General features: G+C 62.9%; 20 protein-coding genes. 18 read left to right on the forward strand and 2 right to left on the reverse strand.

Annotated features, from left to right (window positions below):
- Positions 1-2 precede the first annotated feature (2 nt).
- The gene (locus CAY82_RS13405) at positions 3-560 is read left to right on the forward strand and encodes a hypothetical protein (RefSeq protein ID WP_087501630.1); all 558 of its coding nucleotides are present in this window, start codon (positions 3-5) and stop codon (positions 558-560) included.
- Between the two features lie 97 nt (positions 561-657).
- The gene (locus CAY82_RS13410; protein WP_256576269.1) at positions 658-1,146 is read left to right on the forward strand and encodes a hypothetical protein; all 489 of its coding nucleotides are present in this window, start codon (positions 658-660) and stop codon (positions 1,144-1,146) included.
- A gap of 165 nt (positions 1,147-1,311) precedes the next feature.
- Here the strand turns inward: CAY82_RS13410 and CAY82_RS13415 are convergent, their stop codons facing one another.
- Positions 1,312-2,013, reverse strand: coding sequence for a hypothetical protein (locus tag CAY82_RS13415; protein WP_087501632.1), 702 nt, complete (start codon positions 2,011-2,013; stop codon positions 1,312-1,314).
- A 123-nt stretch (positions 2,014-2,136) separates the two neighbouring features.
- On the reverse strand, positions 2,137-2,445 hold the full coding sequence (locus CAY82_RS26100; protein ID WP_170931076.1) for a hypothetical protein: 309 nt from the start codon (positions 2,443-2,445) through the stop codon (positions 2,137-2,139).
- Positions 2,446-2,728: 283 nt separating this feature from the next.
- Here CAY82_RS26100 and CAY82_RS13420 point away from each other — a divergent pair, with 283 nt between their 5' ends.
- The 16 genes from CAY82_RS13420 (at position 2,729) to CAY82_RS13495 (ending at position 24,233) form a co-directional block, all read left to right on the forward strand.
- Positions 2,729-3,478, forward strand: coding sequence for a hypothetical protein (locus tag CAY82_RS13420; protein WP_087501847.1), 750 nt, complete (start codon positions 2,729-2,731; stop codon positions 3,476-3,478).
- A gap of 64 nt (positions 3,479-3,542) precedes the next feature.
- Positions 3,543-4,082 carry a type VI secretion system contractile sheath small subunit gene (tssB, locus tag CAY82_RS13425; RefSeq protein WP_087501848.1) on the forward strand — a complete coding sequence of 180 codons (540 nt, stop codon included), beginning with the start codon at positions 3,543-3,545 and terminating at the stop codon, positions 4,080-4,082.
- A 14-nt stretch (positions 4,083-4,096) separates the two neighbouring features.
- Positions 4,097-5,599 carry a type VI secretion system contractile sheath large subunit gene (gene tssC / locus CAY82_RS13430; protein ID WP_087501633.1) on the forward strand — a complete coding sequence of 501 codons (1,503 nt, stop codon included), beginning with the start codon at positions 4,097-4,099 and terminating at the stop codon, positions 5,597-5,599.
- A gap of 26 nt (positions 5,600-5,625) precedes the next feature.
- A complete protein-coding gene (tssE, locus tag CAY82_RS13435) occupies positions 5,626-6,108 on the forward strand; it encodes a type VI secretion system baseplate subunit TssE (RefSeq protein WP_087501634.1) in 483 nt (160 codons plus the stop codon).
- Positions 6,108-7,928, forward strand: coding sequence for a type VI secretion system baseplate subunit TssF (gene tssF / locus CAY82_RS13440; RefSeq protein ID WP_087501635.1), 1,821 nt, complete (start codon positions 6,108-6,110; stop codon positions 7,926-7,928). The genes tssE and tssF overlap by 1 nt, the downstream gene beginning before the upstream one ends.
- Positions 7,892-8,962 carry a type VI secretion system baseplate subunit TssG gene (gene tssG, locus CAY82_RS13445; protein ID WP_087501636.1) on the forward strand — a complete coding sequence of 357 codons (1,071 nt, stop codon included), beginning with the start codon at positions 7,892-7,894 and terminating at the stop codon, positions 8,960-8,962. Before tssF ends, tssG begins: the two co-directional genes overlap by 37 nt.
- Positions 8,959-11,556 carry a type VI secretion system ATPase TssH gene (tssH, locus tag CAY82_RS13450; RefSeq protein ID WP_087501637.1) on the forward strand — a complete coding sequence of 866 codons (2,598 nt, stop codon included), beginning with the start codon at positions 8,959-8,961 and terminating at the stop codon, positions 11,554-11,556. The genes tssG and tssH overlap by 4 nt, the downstream gene beginning before the upstream one ends.
- A 24-nt stretch (positions 11,557-11,580) precedes the next feature.
- Complete coding sequence (gene tssJ / locus CAY82_RS13455; RefSeq protein ID WP_087501638.1) at positions 11,581-12,303, forward strand: type VI secretion system lipoprotein TssJ; 723 nt, start codon at positions 11,581-11,583, stop codon at positions 12,301-12,303.
- On the forward strand, positions 12,300-13,643 hold the full coding sequence (tssK, locus tag CAY82_RS13460) for a type VI secretion system baseplate subunit TssK (RefSeq protein ID WP_087501639.1): 1,344 nt from the start codon (positions 12,300-12,302) through the stop codon (positions 13,641-13,643). Before tssJ ends, tssK begins: the two co-directional genes overlap by 4 nt.
- Positions 13,640-14,356 (forward strand): type IVB secretion system protein IcmH/DotU, encoded by a 717-nt coding sequence (gene icmH / locus CAY82_RS13465; protein ID WP_087501640.1) that lies wholly within the window; start codon positions 13,640-13,642, stop codon positions 14,354-14,356. Before tssK ends, icmH begins: the two co-directional genes overlap by 4 nt.
- Before the next feature lie 30 nt (positions 14,357-14,386).
- Complete coding sequence (locus tag CAY82_RS13470; RefSeq protein WP_087501641.1) at positions 14,387-18,190, forward strand: type VI secretion protein IcmF/TssM N-terminal domain-containing protein; 3,804 nt, start codon at positions 14,387-14,389, stop codon at positions 18,188-18,190.
- Positions 18,187-19,095, forward strand: a complete 909-nt coding sequence (gene tagF, locus CAY82_RS13475; RefSeq protein ID WP_087501642.1) for a type VI secretion system-associated protein TagF — start codon at positions 18,187-18,189, stop codon at positions 19,093-19,095. The genes CAY82_RS13470 and tagF overlap by 4 nt, the downstream gene beginning before the upstream one ends.
- Positions 19,092-21,587 carry a type VI secretion system membrane subunit TssM gene (gene tssM, locus CAY82_RS13480; protein WP_087501643.1) on the forward strand — a complete coding sequence of 832 codons (2,496 nt, stop codon included), beginning with the start codon at positions 19,092-19,094 and terminating at the stop codon, positions 21,585-21,587. The genes tagF and tssM overlap by 4 nt, the downstream gene beginning before the upstream one ends.
- Before the next feature lie 143 nt (positions 21,588-21,730).
- The gene (locus tag CAY82_RS13485; RefSeq protein ID WP_013972759.1) at positions 21,731-22,249 is read left to right on the forward strand and encodes a type VI secretion system tube protein Hcp; all 519 of its coding nucleotides are present in this window, start codon (positions 21,731-21,733) and stop codon (positions 22,247-22,249) included.
- Between the two features lie 95 nt (positions 22,250-22,344).
- Complete coding sequence (gene tssA / locus CAY82_RS13490; protein WP_087501644.1) at positions 22,345-23,442, forward strand: type VI secretion system protein TssA; 1,098 nt, start codon at positions 22,345-22,347, stop codon at positions 23,440-23,442.
- A 197-nt stretch (positions 23,443-23,639) separates the two neighbouring features.
- Positions 23,640-24,233 carry a hypothetical protein gene (locus CAY82_RS13495; RefSeq protein ID WP_087501645.1) on the forward strand — a complete coding sequence of 198 codons (594 nt, stop codon included), beginning with the start codon at positions 23,640-23,642 and terminating at the stop codon, positions 24,231-24,233.
- The last annotated feature ends 13 nt before the right edge of the window (positions 24,234-24,246 follow it).

Consider the following 24,246-nt stretch of genomic DNA (forward strand, 5'->3'; position numbering starts at 1 on the left):
CCATGACTATTCAACCTCATGAGCTCCACGAGCGCTCTCCCCACCTGTTTCGTCTCATGGCCCTCGCGACTGGCCTAGCAACTTCGATATTGGGCATTCTGTCAGCTTATTGGCTTGGGAGCAATCTACTCTCCTTGTTCGGAAGGCTCTTAACGAATGCCCCAATCGTGGTGACGCCCTATCTGGTGTTTATGCTCATCGCCATGTGTACGGTCACCCCAATCATAGTTGTTACATCACTGCATGCCTGCTGGCGCGCGAAAAAATTCGACCCGCCCCCCCATTCCCGGATGTTCCGCTTTCAACATAACTCATACAAATTGACACTTTGGTCAATGATCTATATTGCGCCGGCGCTGGCATTACTCGTGACTTTTGGCCTGTGGTCGAAGGGGTACACCCCGTGCCAGAAACTCCTGATTTCAGGGTCGGCCTGGAAGGTGTACTGGGTCAATGATGTGCGATACTGCTTCAAACCTGATTTTTACAACAGCGACGAGCAACCCTGCAAGCGTGTTGGCAATCGAGCTATTTGCACGCAAGCTGATGGACAGCAGTGAGAAACACTAGTACAGCAGGGCTCTATAGATGAAAAATTGATACTCACAAACTTCATCTGTATCATCGCCCCTTAATATCAGACTGCTGGCTGTCGGCATGATCATCGCCATGCTGTTGGTCGCGGCCTTCTCGGTCTACGCCTACATCAACTACCTGTTCCCGCTGTACGGCAGATTACTGCGTGGCGCGCCTGTCGTGGAAACACCTTACCTCGCGTTCGGCCTGCTCATGGCACCGCCGGCGGTGGCAATTCTGCTGGTTGGTTGTGCGATATGTGCCTGGACCGGGAAAAAATTCGACCCGCCCGCAGGCACACGACTGCACCGCTTCCAGGCGCTGATGTTCGGGCTTTCGCTGAAGACGCTGCTCTACGTCGTCCCTGCCGTTATGGTTCTGACGACCCTTGCGCTGCTTGGCAGAGGCTACTCGCCCTGCCCTAAGCTGGTGATATCGGGCTCTGCCTGGCAATTGTTCTGGGTCAACGATGAGCGCGCGTGCTTCAAGCCGGATCACTACATCAACGACAACTGGCCATGCAGGATCATCGACGGCGAGGAGGTTTGCGTACAGGTCGATGGCCGCTGAGCTATCAGTCGGCAAAGGGGCTGAAGATTAACTACCCAGTGAGCCTTGATTGGTTTACCGCCAAAGACGCGCTCACCCGCACGGCCTCTTACGAAATAGTCATGCCTGACACAGAAATCATCAAGCAACCAATAGCGCTGAAGTGCATTTAGCACGACGATAGAACTATTGCTTGGCTCTAGTCGCAAATAGTCGTCCCAGCCACGAAGCCTCACGCAACGCCCGAACATATTCGATATCCGAGAATGTGTAGTGGCGCTTCTCCCTTCGCTCGCGTTCTTTCAACGCCCTCAAGGCAGCGAGGTTGTTGCGATGATAAAAAACCAGATATAGCGAAATAAGCGATAATGCGCACACCAGTGAGGCCGCCGATTCGCTGTAGGCCTTCATCAGCGGATACAGCACGCTACTCAACCCTGCACTCAGCCCGCCCAGTAGCCAAGGGTTCACTTTTTCTTCAACCCCGTAGACTTCAACACGGTCACCGCGCAGCACCCAAGTACTGGCCTTGCTTTTACGCCGATAGGCCAGCGCACAGGCAGCAGCGGTCAGGACGAGTGGCAGCGAGCTGAGCGCCACGGCTTGCAGCCCGCCCATCTTGACCTTCTTGTAGGTGATTGCCATCGCGAGCATGAAGGCAAACAACGGCCCCACACTCAAGCTGAAACATAGCCGCAACGACGCATAATCAGCGAAACGTTCCGAACGGTAAGCGCATTTCACGCACCAGCAGAACGTCATGACTGTCGCCACTGCCATGGGCACGAAGACAATTTTTGGCGCCACCCCCAGCATGAACACTGAAATCATCAGCAGCAAAAACCAGAACGCCCAAATGCCCCCAAAAAAACGTTCAGTAGTGATCATGGAACTCGACTCTACCCGTCACTTTTCATTAGCCGACGTAGCGTGGCCATCAATGGCTGTCGCAAGCCAGCTCGTCGAGTTCATCCACCTGGCGCGAGGTGGAAAGGCCCACCGCAGACCATGTCACTGACCTGCCCCTGAGCGACCGGAGCAGGCGGCCATCCACCGCGTCGCCTGCTTCGCGGGCGTGCCCGCTCCCATAGTGATCATGCTCGTTTGCAAGGTTATTGACCAGACCGTTGCCTCTGCAGGTACGGCATAGGCCATCCAAACGGATGGACCACGCTTGATAACACCCTTGCGCGCGGCGCATTCCGTCGCGCTGCCATCATCCAGACGTGCTTTGGCAACACCTCCGGAGAATACGATCCGCGCAAAAAATGAGACCGGATTCACTTTTTGCAAAAAACTTTTGCAAAGAAATTTTCTCACGCTCATACCCCTCGCACACCCACGTTTTAGGGCTTGAACTCCCATTTCCCGCGCCCTAAACCACCAGTCAATATCACGACGCCATCATTGCGTCACATCACAAAGCGGGGAAAAAATCGCCCCCTCGCGGGAACTTCTTCCGCAGCGAGGTGCCCTACTCGGCATTGCTGGCAACACGATATTCATGTGCCAGCACCCAGTTTGCGGGGCCGAGAAGGCGCAATTCAAAGTCCACGCCATTGGCGTTTCAGGACGATCTAGCAGGCACATGGACGATGCACCGATGACACAGACATTCGATGTCGAAGCACTGATCAAGCTGCGTAGCCAGACGCGGGCGATCTCCGATGCGCTGAAGGCGCAGGCGGCGGATTACCTCGCCACCGTGGCACCACTGATCCGTCCGCAAGTCCTGTTTGGCGAATACCTGCAAGGTGCCCAGCGCAGCAGCGGGCGCGAAACCCAGGGCCACTTCCAGGCCCTGGTCGAACTCTACGAACGTATCGGCTCGGCTGCGCCGTTCCAGTTGGTCACCGAACTGGAAGTACCGCTCAACCTGATCAGCACCACCCCCGAACTGTTCCCGCTGGAATACGACAAGGCCCTGGAACACAGCGGCCAGGTCATCCGCATCACCAGCCCGACCCGCTGGGTGGTGGGCTTCCACGCCTTTGAACTGGCGCGGTTTCGCACTGTCATCAAAGACCCCAACCGCAGCAGCGCCGAGCTGTACCGCTTCGTGGTGCACTACCTGGTGCTGTTCTACTGCCTGAGCAAGTCGCCTGGCCTTGGCCGGCTGTTCGAGGGCCTGCGCTACAGCCTCAGCTTCGAGCGCCTCAAGGGCTTTGGCGACCTGCCGTTCTGCGTCATCAGCTCGCCGGTGCGCTCGGAACTGCCCGACGACTCGGTCATCCGCAGCAGCACGCAGATTGCCGGCAACACCAGCTTCGAAGAGCTGGTGGGCCGCGACAACATCCTGGAAATGAACGACGAAATCCGTCAGCGCCTGCTGCTGACGATCGAAGGACTGTAACGCGCAGCGCCCGGCAACGGGCCGCGCAATGATTCGCAGCGAATTGCTCGCACTGGAGAACACGATGGCGAAGAAGGAAAGCACTCAGCACAAACTCGACCGCGTTCGCGCGCCTCGGGTCCATATCACCTACGACGTGGACATCGGCGATGCCATCGAGAAAAAGGAGCTGCCCTTCGTCGTCGGCGTACTGGGCGACTTTTCCGGCAACCCGCTGGAGCCGCTGCCCAAGCTCAAGGACCGCAAGTTCGTCTACATCGACCGTGACAACTTCAACGGCGTGCTCAGGGGCATCAAGCCGCGCCTGACCTACCGCGTCGACAACACCCTGGCCAAGAACGGCACCCAGCTGGGCGTGGAGCTGAACTTCAACAGCCTCGAGGACTTCGAGCCACAGAACGTGGTCAAGCAGGTGGAGCCGCTGCGCAAGCTGCTGGAGGTACGCAACAAGCTGGCCGACCTGCGCAACAAGATGGGCGGCAACGACAAGCTCGAAGAGCTGCTGATGGACGTGCTGCAGAACACCGAGAAGCTCAAGACACTGGGCAAGGAATTCGGCCGTGAAGCCGAAGTGAAAGACCCGTCCAGCGACGATCGCGCCTGAGCAGGAGCCCGAACATGACCGACAAGCAAACCGCACCGCAACAGGCCGGCGACCTGGTCGAAGTGGAAAACTTCGCGCCACAGCCCTCGCTGCTCGACAGCATCATTTCGCAAAGCCGCGTGGCCCGCTCCGACACCGAGCGCAACCGCACCCGCGACCTGATTGGCGAACTGGTGAACCAGGTGCTCGAGGGCGAGATGACCCCGAGCAAGGACCTGATCGCCGTGCTCGATTCGCGTATCGCCGAGATCGACGCGATGCTTTCCGAGCAGATGAACGAAATCATGCACGCCCGTGAGTTCCAGCAACTGGAAGCCTCCTGGCGCGGCCTGAAATACCAGGTAGACCAGACCGAGACCAGCACCACGCTGAAGATCCACCTGCTCAATGCCTCGAAGAAAGACCTGGTACGCGACCTGAAAGCCGCCAGCGAATTCGACCAGAGCGCGCTGTTCAAGAAGGTCTACGAAGAAGAGTACGGCACCTTCGGCGGCGCGCCTTTCGGCATGCTGATCGGTGACTACGAATTCAACCGCAACCCCGAGGACATGTACCTGCTGGAGGAGATCTCGCACGTCGCCGCAGCAGCCCATGCCCCGTTCATATCGGCCGCCTCCCCCGAGCTGTTCGGCTGGGACTCGTTCACCGAGATGTCCGGCCCGCGTGACCTGGCGAAGATCTTCGACACCGTGGAATACGCCAAGTGGAAGTCGTTCCGCGCCTCGGAAGACTCGCGCTACGTCGGCCTTACCCTGCCGCACGTGCTCGGTCGCCTGCCGTATGGCCCGGACACCAGCCCGGTGGAGGAATTCAACTTCGTCGAAAGCGTCGATGGCCGCGACCACAACAAGTACCTGTGGATGAACGCCGCCTACGCCCTCGGCACCCGCGTTACCGATGCCTTCGCCCGCTACGGCTGGTGCGTGGCCATCCGCGGCGTGGAAGGTGGCGGCCTGGTCGAAGGCCTGCCAACCCACACCTTCAAGACCGACGACGGCGAAATCGCCCTCAAGTGCCCGACCGAAATCGCCATTACCGACCGCCGCGAAAAAGAGCTATCAGACCTGGGCTTCATCCCCCTGGTGCACTGCAAGGGCACCGACTATGCCGCGTTCTTCGGCACCCAGTCGGCGCAGAAGCAGAAGCAGTACAACACCGACATCGCCAACGCCAACGCGCGCCTGTCGGCCCAGCTGCAGTACATCTTCGCCACTTCGCGCATTGCCCACTACATGAAGGCGATCATGCGCGACAAGATCGGCAGCTTCGCCTCGCGCATGGATGTGGAGCGCTTCCTCAACCAGTGGCTGGCCAGCTACGTGCTGCTCGACGATACCGCCAGCCAGGAGGCCAAGGCCAAGTTCCCGCTGCGCGAAGCCCGCGCCGAGGTGTTCGAAGTGCCGGGCAAGCCAGGTGTGTACAAGGCCGTGACCTACTTGCGCCCGCACTACCAGCTGGATGAGCTGACCGCTTCGCTGCGCCTGGTTGCCGAGCTGCCACAGGGCGCGCGCGGCTGACAAGCCGGTGTGTACAGGGATGACACATGAGTAACCAGGCCCGCCTGCTGCCCTCGCTGCTCGACCGACTGCTGGACGACCGTCCGTACCAGTCGGCCGAGCCAGCCGCGCAACGCACCTGCTCGCTGAGCGAGTACAAGGCCAGCATCGTCCGTGACCTCGAGGTACTGGTGAACACCCGCCAGTGCCTGGTCGCCGAAGAGCTGGAGGGCTTCAGCCAGCTCGGTGGCTCCATCCTCGAATACGGCATGCCCGACTTCATCAGCCGCAGCGTGCTCGACCCGCATGATCGCCACCTGATCCAGCAGCAACTGGAGCGGGCGATCAGCACAGGGGACCGGCGCTTTCGCCGTGTCCGCGTACAGCTGCTGGCCCAGCAGAACGGCCACCGCATGTTGACCTTCCGCGTGGACGCCGTGTTGCGTCTGCAGGACATCAGCCGCCAGGTGTCATTCGACGCCGTGCTGCAGGTCAACACCCAGGAATACAAAGTGCAGAACCTCAACTGATGCTCGACGAACTGCTGCCCTACTACGAAAAGGAACTGTCGCACCTGCGCTTCCTCGGCCAGGAGTTTGCTGCGCAGTACCCGAAAATCGCTTCGCGGCTGTTGATCGAAGGCGACAACTGCGAAGACCCGCACACCGAGCGCCTGATCGAAGCGTTCTCGTTCCTGTCTGCGCGGGTGCACAAGAAGCTCGATGACGAGTTTCCGGAAATCGTCGAATCCTTCCTCGAGGTACTGTACCCGCACTACCTGCGCCCTACCCCGTCGATGTCGATTGCCGAGCTGAGCCTGGGCAAGCACGAGAAAGTCACCCAAGCCTACCGGGTGGCACGCCATACCGAGATGCATGCCAATGCCGTGGAAGGTGTGGTGTGCAAGTTCCGCACCTGCTACCCGGTAGAGCTGTGGCCTATTGCCGTGCAGCAGGCTTCGTTCGCCGAACTGGAGCGTTCGGCATTCAACGGTCACAGCGCCGACCTGGTCGCACGCCTGCGCATCCGCCTGGCAGCCACCGGCGATGCCCTGTTCGGGCAGATGGAACTGGACCGCCTGCGGTTCTTCCTCGACGGCGAAGCGACCCTGATGCTGCAGCTGTACGAGCTGCTGTTCAACAACCTGGCCAAGGCCACCCTGAGTTTCCAGGACCAGGGCCGCAGCCGCGAAGTGGCCTTGCCGACCAATGCCCTGAAAGCCGTGGGCTACGCCCGTGACGAAGGCCTGGTGGACTACTCCGAGCGCTCGTTCCTGGGCTACCGCCTGCTGCACGAGTACTTCACCTTCCCCGACAAGTTCATGTTCTTCGACCTGAGCGGCTTTGCCCGCATCCTGCAGGGCAATGCCATCGAGCAGGTCGAGATCAACTTCTATTTCTCCGACTACGACCTCAGCGAGCGCCTGGCGCGGCTGACCCAGAACATCGGGCGCAACAACTTCAAGCTCAACTGCACACCAATCATCAACCTGTTCCGCCAGCAAGCCGAGCCGATCAAGCTGACCCACACCCAGCACGAATACCCGGTCACTCCCGATACACGGCTGCACAACGCTGCCGAAGTGATCTCGATCGACCGCGTACGGCGGGTGCGCAAACTCGGCGGCATCGACCAGGTCGCCACCTGCCACCCGTTTTTCGAACCCCGTGGCGAGCAGGACCCGCACAGCAGCTTCTGGGTGGCGCGCCGGCGCAACCAGGGCGACGCCACTGCCATGAGCATCCGCGTGGTCGACCGCGACCTGGAGCTGATCGACGCCAGCAGCGACACCCTCAGCATCGGCCTTACCTGCAGCAACCGCGATGTACCGCTGATGCTGCCGTTCGGCGGCGAACGTGGTGACTTCAACATTCCCGCCAACTCGGTGATCAAGGATATCCGCTGCCTGCGCAAGCCCACCGCCACGGTGCGTGTGCCCCTGGGCAAGGGCCTGATCTGGCGGTTGATTGCCCACCTGTCGCTGAACCATATGTCGCTGGTCAGCCAGGGCCGCGAAGTACTGCTGGAGCTGTTGTCGCTGTACAACTACCGCAATGTTTCCGCCATTCGCAAACAGATCAACGGCATCAAGGCGATCAGCAGCGAGCCGGTGGTCGCACGCATCGGCCACCCACGGCCGAACTTCGTGCGTGGCGTCGGCATCACCCTGACCCTGGACGAAAGCCAGTTCACCGGCAGCGGCGTGTTCCTGTTCGGCATGGTGCTGGACCACTTCTTCGGCCAGTACTGCTCGATGAACAGCTTCACCCAACTGACCCTGCGCACCCAACAACGAGAAAAGAGAGTCGTCCAATGGCCAGCACGTACCGGCGATCAGCCCCTGGTCTGATCGATCAGGCCCGAGCCGAGCCGCACCGATTCGAATTCTTTCAATTGGTGCGCCTGCTCCGCCTGCACTACAGCCGCACCGGGCGCATGGACCTGGCAACCCGGCCGCACGAAGACCCGCTGCGTTTTCGTACCCAGCTGTCGCTGGCGTTCCCGGCCAGCGAGGTCAGCGACCTGCACTTCGAGCGCGAAGGCAAGGTGTCGCCGGCCGGCCTGCCGCTGTCGGAAGTGCAGGTCACCTTCATGGGCCTGGTCGGCCCGTCGGGCGTACTGCCGCGCCCGTATACCGAGCTGCTGCTGGAGCGCCACGTGCAGTATCGCGACGATGCCGCCCATGCGTTTCTCGACATCTTCTCGCACCGCATGATCACGCTGTTCTACGAGGCCTGGCAGAAGTACAAATTCCATATCGAGCACGAGCGCAATGGCACTTCGGGCTTCGATGGCTACCTGCTCAACCTGGTCGGCCTCGGCCCGCGCGCGCAGCAACTCAAGTTCGAGCAGCAACCGATGGCGCTGCGCCGCGAGCTGTTCAGCTATTTTGCCGGCCTGCTCAGCCAGAAGCCGCGCAACGCGCTGAACCTTGAGCGCATGCTCGGCTTCTATTTCTCGCTACCGATCAAGGTCCGCCAGTTCGCCGGCCGCTGGTTGCACCTGCAGCCCGAACAGTGCACCCGGCTTGGTCGCCGCAATAGCCAGCTCGGCCGTAGCGCCGTAGCCGGCAACCGGGTCTGGGACTATCAGTCGAGCGTCCGTATCGAGCTGGGGCCGCTGAGCCTGGCCGATTACCGGCGCTTCCAGCCGGGCACCGCGTGCTACCGCAAGCTGGTCGAACTGGTGCGCTTCTATATAGGCGCCGAGCTGGATTTCGAAATTGCCCCGCGCCTCAAGCGCGAGGCTGTACCGCGCGCCCAACTGGGCCGTAGCGGCAACGTCGCCCTGGGCTGGCTGGGCTGGCTCAAACGCCCTGGTCGTGACGCGGAGCCTTCGCGTTGCGCCGTCTTCCACATTCCTTACGATGGGGTCGCCTTGTGAACCTGAAGTCTCTGTTCGCCAAGCTCAACGAAACCAGCCGCACGGCCACGGAAAGCGCGGCGGCCCTGTGCCTGTCGGAGCACCATTACGACGTGGAGGTGGAGCACCTGCTGCTGCAGTTGCTCGACAACAGCGACAGCGACCTGGCGCCGATCCTGCGCCACTACGAGGTAGTCGCCGAACGCCTGCAGGCGCAACTGGTCACAGCCCTGGGCACCTTCAAGAAAGGTAATACCCGCACCCCGGCGCTGTCGCCGCACATCACCCGCATGATCGAACAAGCCTGGTTGCTGGCATCGATCGAATACGGCGTCGGCCAGGTGCGCAGCGCTCACCTGCTGCAGGCCCTGCTCGATGATGCCGAACTGCGTCGCGTGGTGATCGCCTCGGCGCCGGAGCTGGAGAAAATCAACGCCGATGACCTGCGCCTGAACCTTACCGCGCTGGTGGAAGGCAGCGCCGAGGCCAGGCAGGCCAGCCCGCTGGCCAGCCCTGCAGCGCCAGTGAACAGTACGAGCAAGGCCGGCGGCAAGACCCCGGCGCTGGACCAGTACACGGTCAACCTCACCCAGAGCGCCCGCGAAGGCCGCATCGACCCGGTGCTGGGCCGCGAGTTCGAAGTACGGCAGATGGTGGATATCCTTACCCGCCGCCGGCAGAACAACCCGATCCTTACCGGCGAAGCCGGGGTCGGCAAAACCGCCGTGGTCGAAGGCCTGGCCCTGCGCATCGCCCAGGGTGACGTACCGACAGTGCTCAAGGATGTAGCCCTGCACACCCTCGACCTGGGCCTGCTGCAGGCCGGTGCCGGGGTCAAGGGCGAGTTCGAGAACCGTCTCAAGGCAGTGATCGAAGAGGTCAAACGCAGCCTGCACCCGATCATCCTGTTCATCGACGAAGCCCACACCTTGATCGGTTCCGGTGGCCAGGCCGGGCAGAACGATGCCGCCAACCTGCTCAAGCCGGCCCTGGCCCGTGGCGAGCTGCGCACCATCGCCGCCACTACCTGGGCCGAATACAAGAAGTACTTCGAGAAGGACGCCGCCCTCGCCCGCCGCTTCCAGGTGGTCAAGGTGGAAGAACCCGACGAAGACAAGGCCATCCACATGCTACGCGGCCTGCTCGGCAAGATGCGCGAGCACCACAAGGTAGCGGTGATGGACGAAGCGCTGGTGCAGGCCGTGCGCCTGTCCAACCGCTACATTACCGGCCGCCAGTTGCCGGACAAGGCGGTCAGCGTGCTCGACACCGCCTGCGCGCGCATTGCCCTGGCGCAATCGTCGCAGCCTGGCGCCCTGGAAGACTGCCGCCGCCAGATCGACAACCTGCAGGCCGAAATCGCCGTGCTCGGCCACGAAGCCGGCAAGGGCCACGACCACGCCCGCCGCCTGGGCGAGCTGCAGGCCGCGCTGCAGGCCGAACAGCTGCAGGAGCAGCAACTGAACACGCAGTGGCAGCAGGAACTGGAACTGGTCGAACAGCTCAAGGCGCTGGACGCCGCCAGCGACGCCGATGCCGGCCAGCTCAATGCGCTGCGTGCAGAGCTGGCAAGCGTGCAAGGCGATCAGCCACTGGTCCACGCCCTGGTCGACGGCGGCGCCATCGCCCAGGTCATCAGCGGCTGGACCGGCATCCCGCTGGGCAAGATGCTACGGGACGAGATCGACACCGTGCAGCGCCTGCCGGCCCTGCTTGGTGAACGCGTGCTGGGCCAGGACCACGCCCTGCACGAAATCGGCAAGCGCATCAAGATTTCCCGGGCGCGCATGGAGGACCCGAACAAACCGATCGGCGTGTTCCTGCTGCTCGGCCCCAGCGGCGTCGGCAAGACCGAAACCGCCCTGGCCCTGGCCGATACCCTGTACGGCGGTGAACGCAACCTGATCACCATCAACATGTCCGAGTACCAGGAAGCCCACACCGTGTCGAGCCTCAAGGGCTCGCCACCCGGCTATGTCGGCTATGGCGAAGGCGGCGTACTGACCGAGGCGGTGCGCCGCAAGCCGTACAGCGTGGTGTTGCTCGACGAGGTGGAAAAAGCCCACCCCGACGTGCTCGAACTGTTCTTCCAGGTGTTCGACAAGGGCGTGCTGGACGATGGCGAAGGCCGCGAGATCAATTTCCGCAACACGGTGATCATCCTCACTTCCAATACCGGTACCGAGCGCATCATGCAGACCTGCCTGAACGCCGCCGAGCTGCCGACGCCCGAAGCGATCGTCGAAGACCTGCGTGACCAACTCAACCATGTGTTCAAGCCGGCCTTCCTCGGCCGCCTGAGCATCGTGCCGTTCTACCCGGTGCAGGACCAGATCCTCGAGCGCATCGTCGCCCTCAAGCTCCAACGCATCGCCAAGCGCTTCGCCCGCAACCACCAGGCCGAGCTCAGCTACGACGAGGCGCTGGTCAAGGCCATCGCTGCGCGCTGCACCGAGGTCGACAGCGGTGCGCGCAACATCGACAACATCCTGTCCCAGACCCTGATGCCCGAACTCGCCCAGCGCGTGCTCGAGCGCATGGCCCAGGACGCGCCGATCGAGCGCCTTGCGATCGAGCTGGGCAGCGATGGCGATTTCGCCTATCGCCTGGCCTGACCAGTACCCGGAGGTTTTGCCGTCATGCAACACAAGCACACCGCCCTCAAACACCTGACCACAGCTGCCTTGCTGGTGGCGCTGGCCGGCTGCGGGGTCACCGACCGTATCGGCAAGCGCATGGAAGACAGCTGGGCGGCCGACATGCTGGCCGACAGCGAAAAGGTCATTCTGACCTCCGACGGCGGCAACCAGCTCAACCCCGATGCCGAGGGCAAGCCGCTGTCGGTGGTGATGCGCGTGTACCAGCTGACCGACCTCGAACGCTTCGCCGCGACCGATGCCGAGACCCTGTGGGACACCCCGGAAAAAGCCTTGGGCAACACCCTGGTGGAAGCCCGCGAGATCACCCTGCTGCCGGGCATCGGCCAGATCGACCAGTGGCCGCTGGCCAAGAGCGCGCGCTACGTCGGCGTGGCGGCGTTCTTCCGCAATGAACAGGACGCACGCTGGAAAGTCGCCTTCGACGCCAACTCGCTGCGCAAGGACGGTATCTGGTTCTCCTCCGACGGCTTGCGGGTGCTGGTGGACAACACCGAAATCAGCGCCATGCGTGGCGTCGACGTACTGAGCAAGCCGCCGAGCGCCGACCCGCTGGCAAACGCGCAGAAGGCCCCGGGCAGCGCACCGACGCTTACCGACAAGGTGCAGGACGCGGTGCTCGACAAGGCCAGCGATGCCGCCGGGAAATCGGCACGGAACACCATGGATTCAACCTTCAACTCTCTAGCGGATAGCGTCAAATGAGCAAGCAAAGCCGGGTGATGTGGTCGGAAGGCATGTTCCTGCTGCCCCAGCACTTCCAGTACCAGGATGAGTTCCACCAGCACCAGCTGGCCGAGGCGACCTTGCGCACCACCCCATTCCATTGGGGGGTGCAGGTACTGCAGGTGGATGAGGACGCCCTGGCCAACGGTTCGCTGCAGCTCAAGCGCCTCAAGCTGGTGTTCCCCGACGGCAGCCTCTACGACGCACCGCAGCACGACCCGTTGCCGGCCGCCCGCGACCTCAAGGACCTGCTCAAGGCCAACGACCTCAAGGTCCATGCTGCGTTGAAGCTGCCCGAGCCGTTCGGCCTGAACTATGTCGAGGACGGCCAGGAACACAAGGCCGCGCGGCGTTTCCGCAAGCAGTTCGATACCCTGCCTGACCTCAATGAAGGCGAGCTGGAAAACGAAATCACCAGCCTGCGCCTGAACGTGGTACTGCTGGTGGACGGCGACAACCTGGATGGCTACAGCCACTGTCCACTGGCCAGGCTGACCCGCAACAGTATGGGCGGTTTCAATCTCGACCCGCATTTCGTCCACCCCACCCTGCATCTGGGCAGCCACGAGACCCTGGCCGGTATCGGCAAGCGCCTGCTCGGCGCCCTGCAGGCCAAGAGCAAGGCCCTGTCCGGCCGACGCCGCGAACGCGCCGACCAGATCGCCGAGTTCGGCTCCAGCGACGTAACCCTGTTCTGGCTGCTGAACACCGTCAACCGCGCCCACCCGCAGCTGGCCCATCTGCTGGCGCACCCGCGCCTGCACCCCGAACGCCTGTACCTGTTCCTTGCCGACCTGGCGGGTGGCCTGCTGACGTTCACCCTGGACACCCAGCTCAGCGACATCCCCGAATACGACCATCACGACCCGGCCGCGTCGCTGGTCAAGCTCGACGAGATGATCCGGGTGATGCTCGACAACGTGGTGCCCAACCAGTGCATCGTCATCAAACTCACCCAGACCAAGCCGTCGTACTGGCAGGGCCAGTTGCACGATCCACGCCTGACCGAGGCCGACTTCTATATCTCGGTCCATGCCGACATGCCTGGTGCCAGCCTGCTGGAGCTGGTACCGCGGGCATTCAAGGTCGGCTCGCCGGAAGACATCGAGGTGGTGGTCAACAGCGCGATGCCCGGCGTCACGCTCAACCATGCCGCACGGCTGCCCAACGCAATACCGGTGCGCCTGGACAACCAGTACTTCGCCATCGAGCCGCATGGCCATGTCTACGAGCGAATGATGAATGCCCAGACCATCTGCTTCTACGCGCCCAGCGCCTTTACCAACCTCAAGCTTGAACTGATGGCGGTGCTCAAATGACCGAAGCCGTAGTGCAACAAGGCGCCGTCGCGGCCGCCAACGACAAACCGACACTCAAGGACCTGGTCCAGGACTTCATCAGCATGGCGCTGATCGTGCGGCGTGGTCGCCAGGTCACCTCGGTGCCGGCCTTCGAAGCCAGCGTGGAACGCTTCTTCGCCAACCTGGAACGCGAAGCCCGCGCCGCCAATTACAGCGCCGAACAGGTCAAGGACACCCAGTACGCGCTGTGTGCCTTCCTCGATGAGAGCGTGCTGCGCGCGAGCGACAACCAGCTGCGCCAGCACTTCGAGCTGCAGCCGCTGCAGTTCCGCTACTTCGGCGTGCACCTGGCCGGTGAAGGCTTCTTCGAGAAGGTCGATGCGCTGCGTGCCGACGTCAAGCAGAACATCGATGTGCTCGAGGTCTACCACCTGTGCCTGGCCTTGGGCTTCGAGGGCAAGTTCAGCCTCGGCCAGAAAGACCAGCTGCGCTACCTGGCCAACACGCTGGGCCAGGATATTGCCCGCTACCGCAAGGCGCCCAAGGTTCTGTCGCCTGACTGGGCACTGCCCGACCAGGTATCGCAAATGCTGCGCCACGAGGTGCCGCTGTGGGTGTACCTGGCGTTGATTGCGCTGGTCTGCGTCGCCGTGTACCTGACGCTGGACTGGTTGCTGGACAAGGATGTCGCCGCCCTTTCCGAACAAATCCGCCAGCTGTTCAGTGCCTGAGCAAACGTCAGGTAGCCGAGTCAGGAAGACATGAAAACATTACTGCGCCTTTTGAAGAATTTCTGGTTTCTCCTGCTGCTGCTGTGGCTGGCGAGCCTGTTGACCTGCTGGTTGGTCGCCCCGTTGCTGCCATGGCTGCAACAGCACCTGCCCGAAGCACTGGCAATCATCAGCGCCTGCTTCCTGCTGGTGATCGTGCTGCGCCAGTACCAGCGTATTCGCGCCGAGCACAACCTGGAGAACCTGCTGCAGATCGAGGTTGATCGCTCGTGGAATGCCACGGGCGAGTTCCGTGACCAGCAGGTGCTGCGCGAACGCCTCAAGCATGCCATTGCCATGCTGCGCACCGATCGCTCCGCTGGAGGTGGTGGCAAGGCGGCACTGTCCGACCTGCCCTGGTACCTGGTGGTTGGCATGTCGGCAGCCGGCAAGACCTCGCTGCTGACCCATTCCGGCCTGTCGGCCAGCATTGCCACCGCCAACGACAGCGAAAGCGGCACCCAGCATTGTGACTGGTATTTCAGCCCCGACGCGGTAATGATCGACACCGCCGGCCGCTATCTGCGTGATGACCAGTCGGCCAGCGAGTTCTCGGCCTTCCTGCGCATGCTGCGCAAGCAGCGCGGCAAGGCGGCGATCAATGGCCTGGTAATGGTGGTCAGCCTGCCCGAGCTGCTGGCAGCCAACAGCGACGAACGCAATGCCCTGGCGGCCCAACTGGTGGCGCGGGTGGAAGAGTATGCCGAGTGCCTCGACGCCAACCCGCCGGTCTACCTGATGCTGAGCAAGACCGACCAGTTGCCGGGCTTCAGCCAGGCGTTCGACGGCCTCGACCTGCACGAACGCCAGCAGCCGCTGGGCATGACCTTCGGCCTGTCGGAAATCCGCAACAACGGCCTGCACGCCGTACTGCAGACGCGCCTGGGCAACCTGCAGAACCACATTCGCCAGCATGTCGACGCGCAGGTGATCGCCCTCGGTGCCGAAGCCGACAGCACCCTGCTGAACTTCCCGCAATACTTCGCCGCACTCAGCGGTGTCCTCGAGCAGTTCCTGGAGCACTTCACCGGCGGCCATCGCGGCGGTGCCCCGCTGCTGCTGCGCGGCCTGTACTTCACCAGCGCCCTGCAGACCGGGCAGCAACTGGGGCAGGTATACGAAGACGTCATCGCCGACGAATTCGCCCTGCAGGCGGCCTACGATGAGCCCGCCGAAAATGTCGGCATGGCCGTGGGCAACCGCAGCTATTTCATCACCGACACCTTCCGCCAGGTGATCTTCCCCGACCGCGACCTGACCCTGTACCAGTCGCGCCTGGGCCGCCAGGCTGCGTTCAGCCCGCTGCTGCTGGGCCTGGCCGCCGCCACCGGGTTGCTGTTCATCGGTTGGCAGGCGCTGTCGTTTGCCAATAACCGCCAATGGCTGGACAGCCTGCGCGGGCAGCTGGCGCAGATCGAGCAGGCAGAGGACCGCGAGCAGCAGCTGGCCGCCGGCAAAGGCCTGGAAGTGCTGCGCGAACAGATGGCCCGCGTCGAGAACCATCGCCTGCAGGGTGTACCACTGCAGTTGGGGGGCGGCCTGTACCATGGCGAAGCCATCCACCAGGTGACTCGCAACGCCTACCTGGCGCAACTGCGCAGCCAGGCGCTGGAGCCGATCGCACGCAGCCTGCAAGTGCAGATGCGCGCCTTCAACACCTTCGCCAACGGTATCAACCAGGAGCTGGAATTCACCCCGGCCCCGCCACCGAAAAAACGCAATGGCAAGCCGCTGGCCCCGGCCATTGCAGCCAAGGCCCAGGCTGCGCTGGGCAACACCCGCGTCGGTGCCTATGCCGCCAAGGTCAACCTGGCCACTGCCAGCGACGCCGCCGAGCTGTCTGCCACCACCGGTGGCCTGTCACTGTCCGAAGAAATGCTCGGGCGCCTCGACGAACAGCAGGTGGCCTCCATCATCGATGCCTACAACACGCTCAAGCTGTACCTGTTGCTGACCGAGCCCCAAGGCCATCCGGACCCTGCCTTCGTCGCAGCCAACCTGCCCCAGGCCTGGGCCAGCGCTGCCACCGAAGGCACACCGGCCGACGCAGCCGTGATCGCGGAAAATGCCCCGCTGTACGTACAGTTGCTGGAACAGGGCCAGGCGCCATCGTTGCCGCGCAACGAACAGCTGATCAACGAAACCCGGCAGAACCTCAAGTCGTTCATGATCTCCAGCTCGCTGGTCGATCGCGAGTACCTGCGCCTGCAACTCGAGTCGAGCCGTCAGTTCCCGGCACTGAGCCTCAACGACCTGGTGCCGCAACCGGGCCGCGCGTTGCTGTATGGCTCTGCTGGCGTACCGGCAATCTATACCCGCCAGGGCTGGGACACCTTCGTCAAGCCGGAACTGATCAAGCTGGTGTCGGGCAACCTGCGCAACGAGTCGGACTGGGTGCTGGACGGTGAAGGTGGCGATGCCATCGTGCAGAAGGCCAACTTCGTGCGCGAGTTCATGACCCGCTACAAACGCGACTACACCCAGGCCTGGTACAAGATGGTCAGCAGCGTGGGGGTACGCCACTTCGCCGACCTGGCCTCGGCCACCCAGCAGCTGGGGCTGCTCAGCGACGTGCAGAACTCGCCGGTAAAGAACCTGCTGGCAGCGGTCAATGACAACACCCAGTGGGACCTGCCGGCCAAGCAGGCCATTCCGGCACCTGGCAGCAACCGCGATGACGGCTTCTGGAGCAAGGTCACCGGGCTGTTCGACGCCAACGATGCACTGCCCGCCAACGTCGCCCCGGCCCTGCCAGCGGTGGACGACGGCAGCCTGGCCAAGCGCTTCGAACCAGTGGCGCGAGTATTTGCCGAAAACAACGCCGAAGGTGCCGACAGCACCATCATGGACCGCTACCTGGCCGCCTTGCGCAAGCTCAAGGTGCGCATGAACAACATCCAGCGCTCGCAGGATGTGGGCAAGAGTAGCAAGCAGCTGATCAGCGAAACCCTGGAAGGCCAGCCGAGCGAGATCACCACCGTGCGCAACTACGTGGAGAGCAGCGTCGACACCAGCCAGGACGGCCTTTCGCGCTCGCTGCAGGGGCTGTTCAGCCTGCCCATCCAGTATGCCTGGGCGACCCTGCGCGACCCGGCCGGCCAGCAGATCGCCAAGGCCTGGGCGCAGCAGATCGCCAAGCCTTGGGAACAGGTCATGGCACACCGTTATCCGATTGCCGGCAGTAGCCGCAACGAAGCTTCGGTAAAAGACCTGCAACGCTTCGTGGACCCGCAGAGCGGCCTGCTGCCGGCCTTCAAGCGCAACGAAATCGGCAACCTGGCCGGGGGTGAAGGCCTGGGTGTGGGCGACGGCAAGGCACCGGCGCTGGTCAATCCAGGCATGCTCAACAGCATCGACAAGGCCAGCTCCGTGGGCCAGGTGATCGCCAGCCTGTCGGACCGTGACAACGGCTTCGAAATCATGCTGGAACCTTCTGCCAACTTCACCGACATCGTGTTCACCCTCGATGGCCAGGAACAGCACTACCGCAACGGCCGCAGCAGCTGGAACCGCTTCGCCTGGCCGGGCACCAGCAACGCTCCGGGTGCCCGCCTGGATGTGGTCACCCTCAGTGGCGCGCGGGTCACCGTGTTCGACTTCCCCGGGCGCTGGGGCCTGCTACGCATGAACGAAAGCGCCCGGGTCGACGACCTGGACGGCATTCAGCAACGCTTCAGCTGGAACACCGCCAATGGCCGGGTGAGCCTTGTAGTGCGCAACTTCGGCGGGGTGAAACTGACCGACCTGGGTGATGTCAAGGCGCTGAGCGCCCTCAACGACAGGGGCGCCCAATGATCGGCTGCTTCGGCAAGCTGCCGTCGAGCGCAGACTTCGTCAGCCTGCATGGCGCCGCGGAGGAAGTGTGCGAGTTCGACGCCTGGCTGCAGTCTGCGCTGGCGGCCATGCGCCACCGCGAAGACTGGCAGGCATTGTTCGACGCACTGCCGATGTGCTTCTTCAATTACCGCGCGAGCAACGGCAACTGGCTGCTGGGTGGCCTGCTCAGCTCGCGGGATGCCAGCCAGCGACGCTACCCGTTCTTCATCTTCCAGCTGCTCAAGGGCGAGGGAGCCACGATGCTGGTGAACCCGTTCACCCTCGGTGAGCTGTTCAGCGCGCAGATCAAGCCGATGCTGCACCAGGCGGTGCAGGGCGCTGACTGCGCCAGCCTGTTCGAACGCATCAAGGCCCTGCGGCCGCTGCAGGCCCAGGACCTCGACCTGTTCCGCCAGGTGCACGCCAAATTCCTCAAGGATTTCAGCTTGGCCGATGTCGCCCGCGCCCTGCTGCGCTCCTGGCCAGACTTCGAAAGTGACAAGGCGCTTGCGCTGCTGCAGGCAAGCCGAGCCGTGCTGCACAACGATTTCGCCGGTGGCATCGAGCTGCCCTTGCCAGCCGAACGCGGCCTGAAAAACCCTACCGCCGACCTCTGGCTGACCTGGCTGACCCGCATGAGCCGGCAGCCCGGCGTGCCGGCGGTGAGCCTGCTGGCCGACGATTTCATGCGACCACGGCTGTACTGCCTGCCGTCGCGCCACGCCAACTGTGCCTACCGCCTGCTCAGTGGTTGCGCCGAAGCAGGTCAGCATCTGGAGCCGCTCAACCCGCTGACGGTAGCGCCACGGCTGCACGATTACGACCGATCTCTTGAACATGTCATCGGCCAATTCGTCGATGCGCTGGATGCGACGCCTGTATGAACAAGCTCAAGTACTACTGCCTGCGCTACCAACCCTACCTGCTGGGGGTGGCATTCTTCCTGGCGATCTTCCTGGTCTGGGCCATCGGCTGCGCCCTGGGCTTCGCCTCGCTGCATAGCCTGCTGGCCGGGATCGGCGTGTTCCTGATGCTGTCGGCAGGCTATGTACTGCTGCTTTATCGCGGCGCCGGCCAACACCACAACCTCGAAGGGTTGCTGCGCGACGATGCCGACCAGGCGGTACTCAACGCTACCCCCGCCGACCGCGAGGAAGTAAGCCTGCTGCGCGAACGCCTGTTGCAGAGCATCGAACGCCTGCGCAGCAACACGCCTCGCGGCACCTCGGCCAAGGACGCGCTGTACGCCCTGCCCTGGTATCTGGTGATCGGCCAGCCGGCCGCCGGCAAGAGCACGATGATCCTGCAGTCGGGCCTGAACTTCCCCTATGCCGAACGCGAAGGCGCACGGGTTGCAGGTCTTGGCGGCACGCGCAACTGCGACTGGTTCTTCAGCTCCGAAGCCGTGCTGCTGGATACCGCCGGGCGCTACATGAACAGCCCCGAAGAAGCCGGCAAGTGGCGCGGCTTCCTGCAGCTGTTGCGCCAACATCGCCAGCGCCGCCCTCTCAACGGCTTGATCGTCAGCGTCAGCATCGCCGACATCCTGCATGGCTCGGCCGAGGACCAGGACCGCGTGGCCAAGCGCCTGCGTGAACGGATCCAGGAAAGCTGCGCGCTGCTGGAAGTGCGCCTGCCAATCTACCTGGTCTTCACCAAGTGCGACCTGATCCCCGGCTTCACCCCGTTCTATCGCCAGCTGGACGACGCCGCGCGTGGCGAAGTGATGGGCAAGACCTTCTCGCACAAGGGTTACGAGCAGGCCGACTGGGGCCAGCGTTTCGGCAAGGCGATGGACGAGCTGACCGGTTACTGGCAGCAAGTGGCGAACCAGCAACTGGTGCAGCAAGACATTCAGGTAACCCGGCAGAACAATGCGGCCTACCGCTTCCCGCTGGAACTGGCCGCACTCAAGCCGCGCCTGCAACAATTCGTCGACAGCCTGCTGCGCGCCAACCCCTACCAGAACGCCGAAATGCTGCGCGGTTTCTATTTCACTGCCGCACTGCAGGCCGACGAAGCCCTGTGGGGCAGCCACGGCCAGCATGTGGCCGAACGCTTCGCCCTCGAACACGCCGAAGGCACTGCTACTGCCGTCAGCCAGCCGGCGCCGCTGTTCATCAACAGCCTGTTCCGCAAGGTGATCATCCCCGACCAGCACCTGGTGGCGCTGTACACCAGCAACACGCGGGAGCGCCGGCGCAAGGCGGGTTGGGTTGCCGCCACCGGCCTGGCAGCCCTGGTGCTGTGCAGCCTGTGGGGCTGGTCGTACCTGAACAACCGCGCCACCCTGGCCAGCATCGCCGGCGAACTGGCCCAGGCCAAGGCCGACGACCAGGCTGCCAGCGGCCAGTACACCGCCTGGCATAGCCTTGACCGCTTGCGCTTCTGGGCCGAGCACTACTATCAGCAGCACCGCGAACAGGGCGTGCCCCTGGGCATGCGCCTGGGCCTGTACCAGGGCCATGAGGTCGAGCCGCTGCTGCGTAGCCGTTACTTCGCCACGCTGCAGAACGTGATGCTCAAGCCCACGGCAGACAACCTGACCCGCACCCTGTACCTGCTGACCACGATCAAGGTGTACCAGCGCAACACCCGCGAACTGCAGCCGGTAAGCGGCGTGGACAGCGTCGAGGCCGAGGCGCTGCCACATGACAACCGCGCGCAGTCGATCGCCGACTTCGGCAAGGCGGCGCTGGATACCTACGTGATGCTCTCGCCGGCCCGACGCGAGAACGCCGACCCGGCGTTTCTCAAGGCGCACCTGCCTGACTACTGGTACCCGGCCATCGCCCGCCATACCGGCAAGAGCATGGCCGCGGCCGCCAGCGAGGCCGGCGACAACCAGGACTACCTGTACGCCAGCCGCCAGATCACCTTCTACAGCGACCAGATTCGTGAGCCGGATGTGCCGCGTATCCTCGACAACGCCTTCCTGATGTCCAGTTCGCGCAATTACATCGACAGCCTGCGCGCCCAGTCGCTGCGTTCGATCGAGACCATCACGCTGGAGTCCGACACCCTGTTCGCCTTCGGCCGGGCCGACTTCCAGAGCCTGAAGAGCGAGGGCCAGCGCCAGTTGAGCGCGATCGCCAGCAAACTGCTGAACACGCCCGACATCGGCAAGATCATCATTTCCGGCCATGCCGATCAGCTCGGCGACAGCCAAGGCAACCTGCAGGTTTCGAAACAGCGGGCGCAGACCATTCGCACCTATCTGGTCGGCAAGGGCGTACCCGCCGAACTGGTGGTCGCCCAAGGCGAAGGCAGCCGCAAGCCGCTGGTCAACTGCGACCTGCAGCAACCGCGGGCGCAACTGATCAAGTGCCTGGAGCCCAACCGCCGGGTGGAAATCGAAGTCCGCGGGCTCAACTGAGGCCCGCTGCAAGAACCGGCTACCCGGGCCTCACAGGAGGAGGCCCGGGTGGCGGAAAGCTACCTCTGCCGAGGTATTCGGCGAGGTCAAAACCAAGGGGCGCATGAGCAACCCTTTAAATGGTGTTAATGGAGAGTTTCACAATGGCATTTGACGCGTATATCCAAATCGACGGCATCCCGGGCGAAGTACTGGATGCGAAGCACAAGGACTGGATCGAAGTGCTGGGCTACGAGTACGGCGCCACCCAGGCCACCTCGGCTACCGCCAGCTCCTCGGGCGGTGCATCGTCCGAGCGTGTTGCCCTGAGCGACTTCAAGATCCGCAAGGCGGTCGACAAGGCTTCGGCCAAGCTGTTCGAACACTGCTGCACCGGCAAGCACATCGCCAAGCTGAAGCTGAACGTGAACCGTGCCGGTGGTGACAAGGTCACCTACCTGACCATCGACATGGAAGAAGTCGTGGTGTCCTCGGTGCGCTTCATCGCCGGTGGCAACCAGAATGGTGAAGACAAGGCTGTGAGCGACCTGCCGGTCGAAGAAATCAGCTTCAACTTCGCCCGCATCAAGACGACCTACACCCAGCAGAACCGCACCGACGGCCAGGCTGGCGGCAACATCGTCGGCGGCTGGGACCGCACCGCGAACAAAGTGTTTGCCTGATAACCTGCGTACCCGGGGGCCGCTACGGCGGCCCACATCCCACAGCGTGCCAGGTGACCTGGCACGCTGTTCATCTGCCATGACCAGAGTGTTTTATGCCTGAAATCCTCAATGACCTTTCGCTGGCAACGCTGACCGCACCCATCGAGGGTGGCAGTGGCGAAGACTTGAGCTTCTCTGCCTTGTTCGACCAGATCAAGGAGGCGCGCCGGGCAGACCCTGACTACCTGACCCAGGGCGACTGGCAAACCGACCTGAAGACCGCCGACTGGGAGCAGGTGATCAACCTGTCGGCCCAAGGGCTGGCGCAGCAAAGCAAGGACCTGATGCTGGTATCCTGGCTCAGCGAAGGGCTGGCCCAGCGTGAACATTTCGAAGGCATCACCTTTGGCCTCCAGCTGACCGAACAGGTTCTGGAAGCATTCTGGGACACATTGTACCCAACGCTCGAAGACGGCCTGGACGAACGCGCTGCCCGCCTGTCCTGGCTGAAGACCACGCTAACCGACATTGCCGGTGGCTTGCCCATTACCCAAGGGCAGAATTTTGGCGTGTTGCGCTATGACGAATCACGCCACGTAGAAAACCTTGCCTTGCAGAACCCCAAGGCAATGCAGACCGCGCTGAACGAAGGCAAGATCAACGCTGAGATCTTCCAGCGCTCGGTGGCGCTAAGCGACACCGAACACCTGCGCACCAAAGCCCTGCAGATCGCCGCCAGCCTGGCAGCCTGCAAGCGCCTGCAGGCCAGTGTCGACCGCCTGTTCGGCCATGAGGCGCCCAGCCTTGCCAGCCTTGCCGACATGCTGTCGCGCGCCAGCCAGCTGGCTGAGAAACTGCTCAAGGACCGCGGCGTCGAACTGCACCCCGCCACTGTGGCAGCAGCAGACCCCGAAGCCACCGTTGCCCCCACCAGCGAAGCAGGTGAACCAATGAACACGCCCGTCCACGTCAGCACGCCCGCACCGATGCGCACGACGCCACTGACCCGCGACGAAGCCTTCACCATGCTTGCGGGTATCGCCCAGTTCTTCAAGCAGAGCGAACCGCAAAGCCCGGTGCCTTACCTGATCGAACGCGCCATCAAGTGGGGCAACATGCCGCTGGAAGGCTGGCTGAGCGATGTGATCAAGGACAGTAACGTGGTAGACAACATTCGCGATGTGCTGGGTACCCGGGAACCAAGGTCCTGATTCTGTACCGGCCACACCGGCCTCTTGGCGGGCATGCCCGCCCCACAGATCTTGCAAGCTGTGCAGTATCTGTGGGTACGGGATTGCCACGAAGAGACTGGCGAAGAGATGCCGTCTTGCCATGATTGCTCCGCTCTAGCCCGTGGGTTCTAATCGCGCACGACCCGTTTGCCTTTGTCACTCAAGGAAGTGTCACCATGTACAGGAAGATCGTGCCGCTGGCGCTATTGGCAACCCTGGCCGGTTGCTCGAACAGCGAGGACACCAGCGAGGCCAGTTTCCACAAGGCCGCTCAGGCCTACCTCGATACCCAGTACCCGCACTGCTTCGTCACCAGTTCATTCCCCACCAGAACCCAGGACTTCGATGTGCACGGCACCAACAAGGCGTTGCATGCCCTGGCACAGGTGGGTGTGGTCAGCGAAAAGGAAATCTCGCGCACAGAAGTACCCGCCCGTCTCTGGTCGCCGGCGCGTACGGATATCTACTACGCCTATGACCTGACCGATGAAGGCCGCAAGTACTACAAGCCGGATAGCGGGCTGTGCTTCGGCAAGGCTCAGGTCACCGCCATCGAGCACTTCAGTGAGCCGAGCGACGCGACCGGGCAGAAGGTGTCGCGTGTGACCTATGCCTACAAGATCACCGGGTTGCCGGCGTGGGCTGGGGATGACGGGGTCAAGGCCAGCATTGCCGAACTGGACAAGGCGGTGGCCAGCAATGACGCGCCGCTCAAGGAAACCCGAGAAATGCTGCTGACCAGCCAAGGGTGGCTGTTGCAGGACAAATAGCCGTTTGCCGTAC

Origin of the sequence: Pseudomonas sp. SID14000, assembly GCF_002165135.1 — a bacterium.
Classification (GTDB): Bacteria; Pseudomonadota; Gammaproteobacteria; order Pseudomonadales; family Pseudomonadaceae; genus Aquipseudomonas.